General features: G+C 41.9%; 9 protein-coding genes and 1 tRNA gene. 1 reads left to right on the top strand and 9 read right to left on the bottom strand.

All coding sequences use genetic code 11. From position 1 onward, the window contains the following. Nucleotides 1–86: 86 nt before the first annotated feature. From rpoC to ABZP26_RS01150, 9 genes are all read right to left on the bottom strand, one after another. Nucleotides 87–4,259 carry a DNA-directed RNA polymerase subunit beta' gene (gene rpoC / locus ABZP26_RS01190; protein ID WP_013463849.1) on the bottom strand — a complete coding sequence of 1,391 codons (4,173 nt, stop codon included), beginning with the start codon at nt 4,257–4,259 and terminating at the stop codon, nt 87–89. A 104-nt stretch (nt 4,260–4,363) separates the two neighbouring features. Continuing rightward, a complete protein-coding gene (rpoB, locus tag ABZP26_RS01185) occupies nt 4,364–8,389 on the bottom strand; it encodes a DNA-directed RNA polymerase subunit beta (RefSeq protein ID WP_024602214.1) in 4,026 nt (1,341 codons plus the stop codon). A 269-nt stretch (nt 8,390–8,658) separates the two neighbouring features. After that, nucleotides 8,659–9,021, bottom strand: a complete 363-nt coding sequence (gene rplL, locus ABZP26_RS01180) for a 50S ribosomal protein L7/L12 (RefSeq protein ID WP_013463847.1) — start codon at nt 9,019–9,021, stop codon at nt 8,659–8,661. A gap of 74 nt (nt 9,022–9,095) precedes the next feature. After that, nucleotides 9,096–9,590, bottom strand: coding sequence for a 50S ribosomal protein L10 (gene rplJ / locus ABZP26_RS01175; RefSeq protein ID WP_013463846.1), 495 nt, complete (start codon nt 9,588–9,590; stop codon nt 9,096–9,098). A gap of 320 nt (nt 9,591–9,910) precedes the next feature. Then, nucleotides 9,911–10,615 (bottom strand): 50S ribosomal protein L1, encoded by a 705-nt coding sequence (gene rplA / locus ABZP26_RS01170; RefSeq protein WP_013463845.1) that lies wholly within the window; start codon nt 10,613–10,615, stop codon nt 9,911–9,913. 4 nt (nt 10,616–10,619) lie between these two features. After that, complete coding sequence (gene rplK, locus ABZP26_RS01165) at nt 10,620–11,048, bottom strand: 50S ribosomal protein L11 (protein WP_008108462.1); 429 nt, start codon at nt 11,046–11,048, stop codon at nt 10,620–10,622. A 217-nt stretch (nt 11,049–11,265) separates the two neighbouring features. Then, nucleotides 11,266–11,823: a transcription termination/antitermination protein NusG gene (gene nusG, locus ABZP26_RS01160; protein WP_013463844.1), complete on the bottom strand. Its 558-nt coding sequence runs from the start codon at nt 11,821–11,823 to the stop codon at nt 11,266–11,268. Nucleotides 11,824–11,827: 4 nt separating this feature from the next. Next, nucleotides 11,828–12,205 (bottom strand): preprotein translocase subunit SecE, encoded by a 378-nt coding sequence (gene secE / locus ABZP26_RS01155; RefSeq protein WP_013463843.1) that lies wholly within the window; start codon nt 12,203–12,205, stop codon nt 11,828–11,830. A gap of 130 nt (nt 12,206–12,335) precedes the next feature. Further along, a tRNA-Trp gene (locus ABZP26_RS01150) sits at nt 12,336–12,412 on the bottom strand. A 165-nt stretch (nt 12,413–12,577) separates the two neighbouring features. Between ABZP26_RS01150 and ABZP26_RS01145 the strand changes: the two genes are divergently transcribed. After that, the gene (locus tag ABZP26_RS01145; RefSeq protein ID WP_368485244.1) at nt 12,578–16,567 is read left to right on the top strand and encodes a two-component regulator propeller domain-containing protein; all 3,990 of its coding nucleotides are present in this window, start codon (nt 12,578–12,580) and stop codon (nt 16,565–16,567) included. The last annotated feature ends 106 nt before the right edge of the window (nt 16,568–16,673 follow it).

Genomic DNA, 16,673 nt, shown 5'->3' with positions numbered 1-16,673 from the left:
AGCAAAGATTGACCTGTCAACCTAAACCGCTCACAAGGCAGTAGATAACTGCCTTGTGAAACTCTAATCTATTGATTAGATTCGGTTTATTGATTTCCAGATAAATCCGCGTTTAAAGCATCAGTGAGTGCTTGAGTTGCCTCTTCCGCACTTACCGTTTGCTCTTCAACAACGTCTTTTTGCTTACGACGAGCCATACGCTCTTGATGATACGCAAAACCGGTACCGGCTGGGATCAATCGACCCACAATTACGTTTTCTTTCAGACCGCGTAGTTCATCGCTCTTACCATTTACAGCGGCTTCTGTTAGGACACGAGTTGTCTCCTGGAACGAGGCTGCTGAGATGAAAGATTCTGTCGCTAGTGATGCTTTTGTGATACCCATTAACTGGATTTCAAACTTAGCTGGGATCTTACCTTGAGCTTCAAGGTCGCGGTTTGCGATATTAACGCGTGCCACTTCAATTTGCTCACCGGCTAAGAACTCAGTATCACCACCGTCTAGAATGATACATTTACGTAGCATTTGACGAATAATAGTTTCAATGTGCTTATCATTGATCTTAACGCCCTGCAAACGGTAAACCTCTTGCACTTCGTTAACAATGTAATTAGCAACATGAGTCACACCACGTAGGCGTAAGATGTCATGCGGTGATTCTGGACCATCGGCGATAACTTCACCTTTAGACACTTGTTCACCTTCAAACACGTTAAGTTGACGCCACTTAGGAATCATTTCTTCGTAATGATCGCCTTCAGCTGGTGTAATAACTAAACGTTTCTTACCTTTAGTCTCTTTACCGAAGCTAATCGTACCGGTGATTTCAGCTAAGATAGCTGGATCTTTCGGCTTACGTGCTTCAAATAAGTCGGCTACGCGTGGTAGACCACCCGTGATATCACGAGTTTTCGAACCTTCTTGCGGAATACGTGCTAACACGTCACCTGGGTTTGCAGTCGCGCCGTCTGTTACTTCAATCGTAGTGAATGAAGGAAGACGCGTTTCTTGCAAGCCACGCTCATCACTTTCAATGATAAGCTTTGGCTCTTTCGCATTCGCTTTAGCAAGATCTTTAACAACTACACGAGTTAAACCCGTTAGTTCGTCAGTCTGTGCTTCAGTGTTTGAATCATCGATATCGCTGAACGATACTTTTGATTTATGCTCAAGAACGATTGGGTGACTATGCGGGTCCCAAGTAGCAACGATGTCGTTACCTTGAACTTCTGCATTGTCTTGCACTGTTAATACCGCACCGTAAGGTACTTTATAACGCTCTTTCTCACGACCATAGCTATCAATGATAGTGATCTCGGTAGAACGAGAGGTAATAACAATCTTACCGTCTGTATTTAATACATATTTAGCGTTGTGAAGTTTTAATGTACCGTTTGTTTTAACTTGTACATTATTTTCAGCAGACGCTCTTGATGCCGCACCACCGATGTGGAAAGTACGCATCGTAAGCTGTGTACCCGGCTCACCGATTGACTGTGCCGCGATAACACCTACTGATTCACCCGCGTTGATGATATGACCACGTGCAAGGTCACGACCATAACACTTAGCACATACACCAAAGTCGTTATCACAAGTGATAACTGAACGTACGCGAACTTCATCAACTGAGTGCTCTTCTAAAAGGTCACACAGTTTTTCGTCAAGCATGATGTTACGTTCAACAAGTACTGTATTAGTACCTGGGATCACAACGTCTTCAGCGACAACACGACCTAGTACACGTTCGCGAAGTGCTTCTACAACGTCACCACCTTCAATTAGCGGTTTCATTGTTAAGCCATCTTCTGTGCCACAATCGTCCTCGTTGATTACCAAATCTTGTGCAACGTCTACTAGACGACGCGTTAGGTAACCCGAGTTCGCTGTTTTCAGTGCTGTATCGGCAAGACCTTTACGCGCACCGTGCGTTGAGATGAAGTACTGAAGTACGTTTAGACCTTCACGGAAGTTAGCCGTGATTGGCGTCTCGATGATTGAACCATCTGGACGTGCCATTAGGCCACGCATACCTGCTAGCTGACGGATCTGAGCGGCACTACCACGAGCACCTGAGTCGGCCATCATAAACACTGAGTTAAATGACGGTTGCTCTACTTCTTCACCTTTTGCATTGATAACCGTGTCTTTTGACAAGTTGGCCATCATTTCACGTGATAAGTTTTCATTTACACGTGACCAGATATCGATAACTTTGTTGTACTTTTCACCAGCCGTTACAAGACCTGATTGGAATTGTTGGTTGATTTCAGTTACTTCAGCTTCAGCTGATTCAATGATTGCTGCTTTAACTGGTGGGATAACTAAGTCATCGATACCAATTGAAACACCTGACTTCATTGCATAGTGGAAACCGGTGTACATGATTTGGTCAGCAAACATAACTGTGTCTTTTAGACCAAGACGACGGTAACACTCATTAATTAAGCCAGAAATCTGCTTTTTACCTAGGGCTTGGTTGATTGACTCATACGGCATGCCTTTTGGTAAAATTAAAGACAGAATCGCACGACCAACAGTAGTATCAATTACGGTTACAGTGTCTTCAACAACACCTTCTTCGTTTTTAACTGATTGGCTAATACGTACTTTCACGATAGCGTGAAGGTCGGCATTACCACTACGGTATGCTTTTTCTGCTTCTTTAGGATCTTTAAATACGGCGCCTTCGCCTTTCGCGTTAATACGATCACGCGTCATGTAATAAAGACCTAATACAACGTCCTGTGAAGGAACGATGATTGGCTCACCATTAGCAGGCGATAAGATGTTGTTTGTAGACATCATTAACGCGCGAGCTTCAAGTTGCGCTTCAATTGTTAGCGGTACGTGTACCGCCATTTGGTCACCATCGAAATCGGCGTTGTACGCCGCACATACTAATGGGTGCAAATGAATCGCTTTACCTTCGATAAGCACAGGTTCAAACGCTTGGATACCCAAACGGTGAAGTGTTGGTGCACGGTTAAGTAATACTGGATGTTCACGAATTACTTCGTCTAGTACATCCCATACTTCCGCTACTTCACGCTCAACCATCTTTTTAGCAGCTTTGATTGTCGTAGCCATGCCGCGACGCTCTAATTTGCCATAGATGAATGGTTTGAAAAGCTCTAATGCCATCTTCTTAGGAAGACCACACTGATGAAGCTTAAGTGTAGGACCAACCGTGATTACAGAACGGCCAGAGTAATCTACACGCTTACCAAGTAAGTTCTGACGGAAACGACCTTGCTTACCTTTGATCATATCAGCAAGCGATTTAAGAGGACGTTTGTTAGAACCTGTAATTGCACGACCACGACGACCGTTATCAAGTAGCGCATCGACCGCTTCTTGTAACATACGTTTTTCGTTGCGTACGATAATATCTGGTGCAGCTAAATCTAGTAGACGCTTAAGACGGTTATTACGGTTAATAACACGACGGTAAAGGTCATTTAGATCAGATGTCGCAAAACGACCACCGTCTAGTGGTACTAATGGACGTAAGTCAGGTGGCAATACTGGAAGTACTGTCATGATCATCCACTCAGGGTTATTACCTGATTGGTGGAACGATTCCATTAACTTAAGACGTTTAGTGATCTTTTTACGCTTAGTTTCAGAGTTAATTGTAGGTAACTCTTCACGCATTTCTGCAATTAATTGAGCAAGATCGAGCTCACGCAGTAAGTCTAATACTGCTTCAGCACCCATCTTCGCTTCAAATTCATCACCGTGCTCTTCAAGTGCATCTAGGTATTCTTCTTCACCTAATAGCTGACCACGCTCAAGCGTTGTCATGCCAGGCTCAGTTACTACGAATGATTCGAAGTAAAGAACACGTTCAATATCACGAAGCGTCATATCAAGCATTAAGCCGATACGTGACGGTAATGATTTTAAAAACCATATATGCGCAACTGGACTTGCCAGTTCTATATGACCCATACGGTCACGACGCACTTTAGTGAGTGTTACTTCAACGCCACACTTTTCACAGATCACACCACGGTGTTTAAGGCGTTTATATTTACCACATAAACACTCATAATCTTTCACTGGGCCGAAAATACGGGCACAGAATAAGCCATCGCGCTCAGGCTTGAAAGTACGGTAGTTAATAGTCTCAGGTTTCTTTACTTCACCGTATGACCATGAGCGAACCATGTCTGGTGAAGCAAGACCAATGCGAATTGCATCGAATTCTTCGGTCTTATTTTGTTGCTTCAGAAACTTAAGTAAGTCTTTCACCTTAGCTCTCCTGTCGGAGTTAATCTTGAGGACGGATGTTCTCGTCCCTACATTCTATTCAGCCATAACAGATGCTGCAGCGCTAACTGCAGCATCTAATTGGCTTAATTTTCTTCCAACTCGATGTTGATACCCAGTGAGCGGATTTCTTTCAACAATACGTTGAACGATTCTGGCATACCTGGTTCCATTTTATGGTTACCATCAACGATGTTTTTATACATCTTAGTACGACCGTTCACGTCATCCGATTTCACTGTTAGCATTTCTTGTAGCGTGTAAGCAGCACCGTAAGCTTCAAGTGCCCATACTTCCATCTCACCAAAACGCTGGCCACCGAACTGTGCTTTACCACCCAGCGGTTGCTGAGTAACAAGGCTGTAAGAACCAGTAGAACGAGCGTGCATCTTATCGTCAACCAAGTGGTTAAGTTTAAGCATGTACATGTAACCTACAGTTACTTGACGTTCAAACTGATCGCCAGTACGGCCATCATAAAGTGTAACCTGACCACTTCTAGGGTAGCCGCCTAGCTCTAGCATGTCTTTGATTTCGCTTTCTTTCGCGCCATCAAATGCAGGAGTAGCAATCGGTAAACCACCTTTCAAGTTTTCAGCTAAACGACGAATTTCGTCATCAGAGAAACTAGCAATATCCACAACCTGACGAGATTCACCGATCTCATAAGCTTGTTTGATGAATTCGCGTAGCTCATGAAGCTCGCGTTGCTCTTTCATCATTTCTTCTAAGCGCTCACCAATACCACGTGCAGCTAGACCCATATGTGTTTCAAGGATCTGACCGATGTTCATACGTGATGGTACACCTAGTGGATTTAGTACGATATCTACCGTACGACCTTTGTCATCGTATGGCATATCTTCTACTGGTACGATAGTCGAGATAACACCTTTGTTACCGTGACGACCCGCCATTTTATCACCCGGTTGGATACGACGTTTAACAGCTAGGTATACTTTAACAATCTTAAGTACGCCTGGTGCTAAGTCATCACCTTGGGTAATTTTACGACGTTTGTTTTCAAACTTCTTATCGTATTCAGCTTTAAGCTCATCGTACTGTGCAGCTAGTTGCTCAAGTTCAGCTTGCTTGTCTTCTTCAGCAAGGCTTTGAGTTAGTAACTTTTCAGCATTCAGTGACGCTAAGTTGTCTTCATCGAAACCAGCTGCCACAAGTAACTTGCGTGCACGGTCTAAAACACCGGCTTCTAGAATACGGAACTCTTCGTTGAAGTCTTTCTTCGCTTCGCGAAGCTGCATGTCTTCAACTTCTAACGCACGTTTATCTTTTTCAACACCATCACGGGTGAAAACTTGTACGTCGATTACAGTACCAGTTACAGAGTTTGGTACACGTAAAGAGCTGTCTTTAACGTCAGACGCTTTTTCACCGAAGATAGCACGTAGTAGCTTTTCTTCTGGTGTTAATTGCGTTTCGCCTTTCGGAGTCACTTTACCTACTAGGATATCGCCGCCTTTAACTTCAGCACCAATATATACAACACCTGATTCATCAAGCTTGCCTAGTGCAGATTCACCCACGTTCGGGATATCTGCTGTGATCTCTTCTGAGCCTAATTTAGTATCACGGGCAATACACTGTAGTTCTTGAATATGAATAGTCGTTAGACGATCTTCTTCAACTACGCGCTCTGATAGTAAGATTGAATCCTCGAAGTTGTAACCGTTCCATGGCATGAATGCCACGCGAAGGTTTTGACCAAGGGCTAAGTCACCTAAGTCAGTCGAAGGACCATCTGCTAACACATCGCCACGAGTAACCGGTTCACCAACCATGCATGTTGGTTTTTGGTTAATACATGTATTTTGGTTAGAACGTGTGTACTTGGTTAAGTTGTAGATGTCGATGCCCGCTTCACCAGGAATGCGTTCTTCTTCATGTACATTAACAACGATGCGACTTGCGTCGGCATACATTACTTCACCACCACGTTTTGCAACAATCGTTACACCAGAGTCTTTCGCTAGTGTTAACTCAATACCAGTACCTACTAACGGTTTGTCCGCTTTCAATGTTGGTACTGCTTGACGTTGCATGTTTGAACCCATCAATGCACGGTTAGCATCATCGTGTTCTAGGAACGGGATAAGTGCGGCCGCTACAGAGATCACCTGTTGTGGTGATACATCCATATATTGTTGGTCCATGCGACCCATAAAGGTTGATTCACCTTTGTGACGACATGGAATAAGTTCATCTACAAACTCATTGGTTTCAGTTAAGTTTGAGTTCGCCTGTGCGATAACAAACTGACCTTCTTCAATGGCTGATAGGTAATCAACTTCATCAGTTACTACACCGTCTACCACTTTGCGGTAAGGTGTTTCTAAGAAACCGTAGTCATTGGTACGTGCATACGTAGACAATGAGTTAATTAGACCGATGTTTGGACCCTCAGGAGTCTCGATTGGACATACACGACCGTAGTGAGTTACGTGAACGTCACGTACTTCAAAGCCAGCACGCTCACGAGTTAGACCGCCCGGACCTAATGCAGAAATACGACGCTTGTGCGTTACTTCTGATAGCGGGTTATTTTGGTCCATAAACTGTGATAACTGAGACGAGCCGAAGAACTCTTTAACTGCTGCCGAAATAGGCTTAGCATTAATAAGATCTTGTGGCATGATTGCGTCTAGGTCACCTAAGCTTAAACGCTCACGTACAGCACGTTCTACACGTACTAAACCTACACGGAATTGGTTCTCAGCCATTTCGCCAACACTACGTATACGACGGTTGCCTAAGTGGTCTATATCATCAACATCGCCAACACCGTTACGAATAGCAATCAATACTTTCATAACCGCTACGATGTCTTCTTTGCTTAATGTGCCAGGGCCTGTGTCTGAATCGTAACCAACACGGCTATTGAACTTCATACGACCTACTGTTGATAAGTCATAGCGTTCTTCTGAGAAAAATAAGTTCTCAAATAAGGCTTCAGCCGCGTCTTTCGTCGGTGGCTCGCCTGGGCGCATCATGCGATAAATTTCTACTAGTGCTTCTAAACGGTTGCTTGACGAGTCAATGTTTAATGTATTTGACATATAAGCGCCGCTGTCCACTTCATTGATATATAATGTATCAATAGTAGTGTGACCTGCTTTAACCAATTCAGCCATCATTTCAAGCGTTAGCTCGTCATTTGCAGTCGCGATGATTTCACCTGTTGACTCATCAACATAGTTCTTCGCTAATACACGGCCAATGATGTACTCATGTGGTACTTCTAATTGATTAATGCCTTTTTTCTCGATGCTCTTGATGTGGCGAGCCGTAACACGACGACCGCTTTCAACAAGGACTTCACCGTCTTCGCTCTTGATATCAAAAGCGGCAGTTTCACCACGTAAACGTGAAGGCACAAGTTCCATAAGAACTTTACCGTCAGCAATTTCAAACGCAGTAGTATCGAAGAAGATATCTAGGATTTCTTCACTCGTGTACTCAAGTGCACGTAAGATGATAGACGCCGGTAATTTACGACGACGGTCAATACGTACATATAAGTTATCTTTTGCATCAAATTCGAAGTCTAACCATGAACCACGGTAAGGAATTACGCGTGCGTTATAAAGCACTTTACCTGACGAGTGAGTTTTACCGCGGTCGTTATCAAAGAATACACCAGGGCTACGGTGTAGCTGAGAAACGATAACACGCTCTGTACCATTGATTACAAAAGTACCGGTATCGGTCATGAGCGGAATTTCGCCCATGTAAACTTCTTGCTCTTTAATGTCTTTAACTGTGCCTGGAGCTTCTTTGTCCATTACTACAAGACGCAGTTTCACGCGAAGTGGAGCAGAATAAGTCACACCGCGAATTTGACATTCTTTTACATCGAATACTGGCTCACCAATACGATAACTTACGTATTGAAGCTCAGAATTTCCCGAGTAGCTTTTAATTGGGAACACAGAACGGAAGGCAGCTTCCAAACCATGATCGCCATCAGCGTCCGGGACTAAGAATTTTTTAAACGATTCTAACTGCGTCGACAGTAAGAAAGGTATATCCAAAACTTGTGGACGTTTACCAAAATCCTTACGGATACGTTTCTTTTCAGAATAAGAGTAAGCCATGGGGTTCCTCAGCTTGCTGATCTTTGACCCGACCTGTTCTAGTAAGAACAGACTTAACTGGCATCTATGCCAAGATGTACAACATTTAACTGTTGTTCCAACTTAATCCCACCTCAACACTAGCAAACTATAAAGCGTTGAAATTAAAGAATAAATCAGATTTTATTTGCGCTATAAGAATAGTCGCTCTATAGCGCAAAAAGGCCGGTGATTAAATAATCACCAGCCCTTGCCTGATTTCTCAGGCAGCGAACCTAGCAAAAGCTAGATTACTTAACCTCAACTTCAGCACCAGCTTCAGTAAGTTCTTTAGCAAGAGCTTCAGCTTCTTCCTTAGAAATACCTTCTTTAACTGGAGTTGGAGCAGCTTCAACAAGTGCTTTAGCTTCTTTTAAGCCAAGACCAGTTGCGCCACGAACAGCTTTGATTGCCGCAACTTTATTAGCGCCAGCGCCAGTAAGGATTACGTCAAATTCTGTTTTCTCTTCAGCAGCTTCAGCAGCAGGACCTGCTACCATAGCAGCTGCAGCAGTTACGCCGAATTTTTCTTCCATTGCTTCAACTAGAGCAACAACGTCCATTACTGACATTTCAGCAATTGCGTCAAGGATTTGGTCTTTAGTTACAGACATTACAAATTTCCTAATAATTAACGGACTCTAAGGTCCAAATAAATTTACACCGAAAGGGATTAAACAACTTAAAATTAAGCAGCTTGCTCTTCTTTCTGTACACGTACTGCTTCAATTGTTTTACACAATTTGCCAGCAGACGCTTCTTTCATAGCGCTCATTAAGCGTGCAACAGCTTCGTCGTATGTAGGTAGAGTTGCAAGCATAGCTGCGTCTACTACATTACCTTCAAAAGCGGCCATCTTAAGTTCGAAATGCTCATTCTTTTTCGCGAAATCTGAGAAGATACGCGCAGCAGCACCTGGGTGCTCTGATGAGAAAGCGATTAAGCTTGGACCAACTAATGAGTCAGAAAGGCACTCAAACTCTGTACCTTCAAAAGCACGTTTTGCTAAAGTGTTACGGACAACTTTCATCCAAACACCATTTGCACGAGCTTCTTTACGAAGGGCAGTGATTGCACCAACTGTTACACCACGAGAATCTGCAACAACTGCAGAAAGAGCACCATTGGCTGCTTCGTTGACTTCAGCAACAATTGCTTTTTTGCCTTGAAGATTTAAAGCCATGGGTGTTACTCCTGGTTTAATGGGTTACCGTTTATCGGCTTCCCTGTTTTACTCTTCCCCATCAATAAAGATGGAGATGCTTTTTACGGCGAGAGCCAGAAGATTAGGAAAAATCTATCTGGGGATTCACACCGTCTACGTAGGTAATATTAAGGCCGAAGCCGCCTACGGTCTTGGACGGAAGCCCAATTTATCGCGTTGCCCAAAGGCGCTTCGAAATTATGGACTTCAACCCGAATTCTTTACTTTGCGATTAACTAAATTAATCAACAAAATGGCGCAAAATTATAGTACAAATTTCACGCCATGTAAACACTCAATTAAGCAACAACTGTGCTTAAAGTGCTTTGGTCAACAGAAACACCTGCGCCCATTGTTGTAGAGATAGTTACTTTCTTCAAGTAAACACCTTTAGCTTGAGAAGGTTTAGCCTTCTTAAGCGCAACAATTAAAGCTTCAAGGTTTTGTTGTAACTGCTCAGCAGTGAAATCAACCTTACCAATCGTAGTATGGATGATACCATTTTTGTCATTGCGGTAACGCACTTGACCTGCTTTCGCATTTTTAACTGCTTCTGCAACGTTAGGTGTTACAGTACCAGTTTTAGGGTTTGGCATTAGACCACGTGGGCCTAAGATTTGACCTAGTTGACCAACAACACGCATAGCGTCTGGTGATGCAACAACAACGTCAAAATTCATCTCGCCTTTCTTAACTAGTTCAGCAAGATCTTCCATGCCTACTAATTCAGCACCGGCTTCTTTTGCAGCTTCTGCATTAGCGCCTTGAGTGAATACAGCAACACGAACATCACGACCAGTACCGTTAGGTAATACAGTCGCACCACGAACGTTTTGATCAGATTTACGAGCATCGATACCAAGGTTAACAGCAACGTCAACACTTTCTACGAATTTAGCTGTCGCTAATTCTTTTAAAAGAGCAACTGCTTCGTTAATTTCGTAATCTTTAGTTACTTCCACTTTTTCGCGGATAGTACGCATACGTTTAGTTAATTTAGCCATTATCTTAGTCCTCTACGTTCAAGCCCATCGCACGCGCAGAACCTGCGATAGTGCGAACCGCAGCTTCTAAATCAGAAGCTGTAAGGTCTGGTTTCTTTGTCTCAACGATTTCTTCAAGTTGAGCACGAGTTACTGTGCCTACTTTTTCAGTGTTAGGACGGCCTGAACCAGATTTGATACCTGCAGCTTTCTTAAGTAAGTAAGCAGCCGGTGGCGTTTTCATGTCGAACGTAAATGAACGGTCGCCGTAAACAGAGATCACTACAGGAACTGGAGCGCCTTTTTCGATAGATTCTGTACGTGCGTTGAACGCTTTACAGAATTCCATGATGTTTACACCGTGTTGACCTAGTGCTGGACCTACTGGAGGACTAGGGTTAGCCATACCAGCAGCAACTTGTAGCTTGATTAGAGCTTCAACTTTCTTAGCCATTATAAATACCTCATTAGGTGGGTCTTAGCCTTGTGCGCGCGAGGACGCGTACTCTAGCGGCTTCCCAGTTTAAAAATTGGTTTCTCACTTTTTAGTAAACAGTTAAACAAACGTTTTCCCTGAATACAAAAAGGCCGCTGATTATAAGTTAATCAGCGGCCTTTTTCAAGCTTCGTGCCAAAAATTAAGAAACTTTTAACACAACGCTTTAAATCAATTACTTATCTTGTTCAACTTGACCAAACTCAAGTTCAACTGGCGTAGAACGACCAAAAATAAGTACCGATACTTTTACGCGGCTCTTTTCGTAGTCAACTTCTTCAACCACACCACTAAAGTCAGCAAATGGACCATCAGTAACACGAACCACTTCACCTGGTTCAAATAATGTTGCTGGTTTAGGCGCTTCAGCGTTTTCTTGTAGGCGATTAAGAATGCGATCAGCTTCTTTAGAACTAATTGGTGCAGGACGGTCTGATGTGCCACCAATAAAGCCCATAACACGTTCAGTGCTATTTACTAAGTGCCAGCTTGCATCGTTCATATCCATTTGTACTAGTACGTAACCTGGGAAGAATTTACGCTCAGACTTACGCTTTTGACCAGCACGCATCTCAACTACTTCTTCAGTAGGAACTAATACTTCACCAAAGCTATCTTCTAGGCCTTTGATTTTAATGTGCTCTAATAATGTTTGAGCAACACGCTTCTCATAACCTGAGAAAGCTTGTACTACGTACCAACGTAGTTTCTTTTCGTTATTCTCATCCGACATGGGATCAGATCTCCAATCCAGTTAAAAAGCCTACAGCGCGGAATAAAATGCCATCTAATCCCCAAAGGATAAGTGCCATAATCACTGTTGCAACCATTACGATTAATGTCGTGTGCGTTGTTTCTTGACGCGTTGGCCAAATTACTTTGCGTACTTCAATACGCGCTTCTTTAGCAAAAGCAAGGAATGTACGTCCCTTAAAAGTTTGCGAAGCAATAGCTAAACCCGCCGCTATTGCAACCACAACGCCAATAGCACGTAGTAATACAGACTGATCTGCAAACATATGATTACCAACGACTGCGCCTGCAAGTAGCGCAATTGCTACTAACCACTTTACTGACTCCATCCCACTTGATGGTGTTTCTATATTCGTGCTCATAATATTATTACCTTAACTACAGACACAACAACCCTGCACGTCGACAGGGTTAATCCATTAAAATCTAAACTTAAAAACAAGCTTACTCAAACCGATTTTTAGTTCTAGACTTTATTCACTTTGTAAAAATTGGCAGGGGCGGAGAGATTCGAACTCCCAACCGTCGGTTTTGGAGACCGCTGTTCTACCAATTGGAACTACGCCCCTGCAAAGTGGATGCCTATTATACTTACGCAATTCATTAACACAAGAGTAAAAAGATACCCATAACTTAAAATCTCATTGGCCACACTCAAAATCAAACTTAACATTAATAAAAAAGCAGTTTATGATTGTTTCACTTTTAGGAATATTAATAGCACAAGGAAGCGGGTGCATTTACTTCATACACTTTACAAAATCGTGATTCTAAGCGTTTTATGCTTATTTCACAGTGCACTCGTCGCGCGCCCTATTCACTTAGATACATATTCTAGTGAACAGGGGTTATCGCAAAATTCGATTACTTGCAGTATCACTGACAAGCAAGGGTTTCACTGGTTTTCGACACAAGGCGGTCTTAATCGCTTTGATGGTTATGAGTTTAAACGCTTCAAGTCTCACCCTACTGAGGCTAGTATTTCAGGAAACTGGGTCACCGATTGTCTTGCTGCCGATCAACATGCTATCTGGTTTTCTACCGCCAGTAATGGTTTAAACTTACTTGATACTCAAACCGGTCAATTTAAGGTTTTTAATACGCAAACTGAGTTGGCTATTACTGATAATCGCATTTGGTCATTGGCTTCAGATAGTCTAAATAATATTTGGTTAGGCCATGAACATGGAAAGTTAACACGATTAAATATAGTCAAGAATGAAGTAGAGTCATTTAGCTATACTAGCCCCGAGCAAGCTAATACAGTCATACAAGATATTGTTATAGATACACAACAGAATATCTGGTTAGCGACCAACGAGGGATTAATTAAATTTAACCCCGAGCTAAAAACGTTTAAACACATAGCAAAGAGCCATAAAAATTTATGGCGGCTGCAATTAAATGCACAAGGGCAGCTATTAGTAGCAAGCAAACAAGGGCTTAGCCTATTTAACCCTAAAACAGAGGCTTTTGGGGAGTTTGCTCAGTTTGCAGGTGTATGGATCACCGATATCTTAGTTGACGACACCGATACCTTGTGGCTAACAAGTTATGGTAAAGGTTTATTTTACAAAACAGAGCAAAGTACATCTAAAAATAATTTTCAGCACATACCGCACAATAAGCAGCAACTAAATGGGCTTGCTAATGATTACCTATTGTCACTTTATCAAGATCGGTTCGGTATCATTTGGATTGGTACAGATGGCTATGGGTTACAACGTTATGATAAAAAGCAAAATCAATTTTCGCATCAACAGCACTTGAGCGATGATGACAATACCATTAGTCATAATTTTGTTCGCGCTCTACTCAAAGATACACAAGGCCAATTATGGGTTGGTACTCGTGACGGTTTAAACAAACAAACCGACACAGGTTTTAAGCACTATAAAGTTAACTCAAAATTACAAAGCGGCCTAACCAATAATAATGTCTTTAGCCTGCATGAAGATAACAAGCAGCGACTTTGGATTGGCACTTATGGCGGCGGATTACTGCAATATAAACCAACTGAAGATAATTTTATTACCTATACAATGCAAAGCCATCAGCTTAGCAGCGATCGTGTTTATGCGATAACGAGTGATCCTAAAGGAAATTTATGGCTAGGTAGCAATCAAGGTTTAACACGCTTTAATCCCGACACCTTAGAGGTTCAACATTACAAGCACGACGACTCGACTAATAGTCTTGCTAACAATACCGTGTTTACTCTGCTTTTTGATCAAAATACAAACGGATTATGGGTCGGGACGCGTGCAGGTTTAGATTATCTAAGCATGGAAGATGAATCATTTACTCATTACCCCGCCAATCAGGCATCGCAAACGGGTTTAAGCCATAATATGGTCACCTCTTTGCACCTGCAAAATAACGATACTTTATGGGTGGGTACCTTTGGTGGTTTAAACCGCCTTGATAAAAAAACACAAAAAATCTCTTACATTACCGAACATGATGGATTACTAAACGATAATATTTTTGCCATTAAAGATGATAGTAAAGGCTACTTATGGCTAAGCAGTAACCAAGGACTGACTCGCTATAATCCCACGAATCAAGCTATGCAGCATTTTTTACCTCGTGACGGCGTGCAGCATAATTCGTTTATTTTAGGTGCCGCTTTTCAAGCACCTGATGGCGAGCTATTTTTTGGCGGAATCAATGGCTTTAATCAGTTTTACCCTAGTAAACTGCAACTGAGTACTTCAGCCCCAACCCCAGTATTAACTGAGCTATTAATTTACAACCAAGCAAGTAAAACAAAAAACTATCTAACAGATCAAAAACAGCCCGCAAAACTAATAAACCATACTAAAAAACTCTCTTTTCCAACCAGCCAAGGGGTCATTGGCTTTAAATATGCCGCCGTTAATAACGCCTCATCTGCTAATCAATACCAGTATGCTTACAAGCTAAATGGTTTAGATAAGCAATTTATCTATACCGATGCAAGCCAACGACAAGTTAACTATTCACAGCTAAGTGCAGGTAACTATCAATTACAATTAAAAGTAAAAGATCAATACGGGCAATGGAGCAAAGTTCACACTATGCTAAAGCTGACAGTAACGCCTCCTTGGTGGCAAACGCAATTAGCCTATGCGGCTTATTTTATAATAGTTTTGATTATTACATGGTTAATTTTAGCGTCACGCTATCGAGCTAAAACCGCAGAGCAACTCATTCAACAAGAAAGAAAGCTCAATCAACTAAAGACCCAATTTTTAGATAACATTAGTCATGAACTTAAAACGCCACTGAGCTTAATTTTAGCGCCAGTAGAAAACTTACAACAGCAACAACTTGGTGCTCAAGCACAACAACAAGTTTCTATAATTAAGCGCAACGGGCACCGCCTTCTTAATTTAATCAATGAGTTATTACAGTTAAGTCAGCGTCCAAGTTCGGCTACAGAGTATGTATCCGCTTATTCTTTAAGCCCTTTTGTAGCGCAAATAGTAGACGACTTTGCTATTTTGTTTGCCCAAAAAAATATTAATTTTTCCTTTAAAGACACGACGCAACAGCCTAGTTACATAAATTTAGAAACTAAACATACTTTATCTATTATTGATAATTTATTGACCAATGCACTTAAATACACCCCATCAGATGGAACCGTTAATCTAACGCTTTCTAACACAAACAATAATGCTGTTATAACGGTATCAGATACTGGTATTGGTATTGAAGAGCACCAGCAAGCGCTTATTTTTGAACGCTTTACTCGTATTGCAACACACAATCAAACAGGCAGTGGTATAGGTCTCGCTCTGGTTAAGCAGCTTGTAGAGCAATACGACGGGCAAATTTCATTAGCCAGTAAAATAAACAAAGGAAGTTGTTTTACAGTCACGTTGCCATTGTGTGAATCAGATAACTTATTAACGGATAAACAACTAGCGTCCTCTCAAACTATGCTGGTAGAAAACAACAAAAAACTACTCATTGTTGAAGATAACGAGGAAATGCGTGAGTTACTGGTTTCATTATTTAGTGATAACTACACCTGCCTCACCGCTAATAATGGAGAAGAAGGGCTAGTGCTGTGCCAAACTCAAATGCCCGATATAGTGCTCAGTGACGTAATGATGCCTACGATGGATGGATATCAACTTCTCAGTGCCATTCGCTCAGATATCTCTATTAATCATATCCCTGTTTTATTACTCTCTGCCAAAGCAGACAATCGCAGTCGAATAAAGGGGCTTGATTTGCTGGCCGATGACTACCTGTGTAAACCCTTTAAAGCATCATTATTAAAAAGTCGGGTTCATGGCTTATTAGGCATTCGTGATGCGTTAAATAAGCACCTAATAAAACAGTTATCAGCTCAAGCACATGCTGTGACCTTAGATGCACAAATAGAGCAGAATAAAGATTACACGTTTATAGAACGCTTAAAAACAATCTTGCGTGAAAATTACCAAAATGAACTGTTTAGCGTGGAAGAGTTTGCCAGTGCAATGTGTTTGAGCCCTCGTGCACTGCAATTAAAAATGAAAGCACTTTTTGACATTACACCCAGCGATTACATTCGCAATACCCGCTTAGAATATGCAGCAAAATTATTAACTGATAGCGACTTAACCATAGGTTTAGTTGCAGATAACACCGGCTTTAGTTCTCAAAGTTACTTTGCCCGTTGTTTCAAAGCCAAATATTCACTTACACCAAAACAATATAGAGAAGCGAAAACATGTAAAAGTAATTAGCTTCGCGTGTGTACTCAAAGCTTTCGCCTAAGTACTATTTTTAAGCTACTGATTTATTTAAATTAACCTTAATTAGCCATTGCTAAAAAAATAACTACAAATGTAA

Source organism: Pseudoalteromonas sp. SD03 (genome assembly GCF_040937955.1).
Lineage (GTDB): Bacteria > Pseudomonadota > Gammaproteobacteria > Enterobacterales > Alteromonadaceae > Pseudoalteromonas > Pseudoalteromonas tetraodonis.
This window is presented reverse-complemented; position numbering and strand designations above follow the sequence as displayed.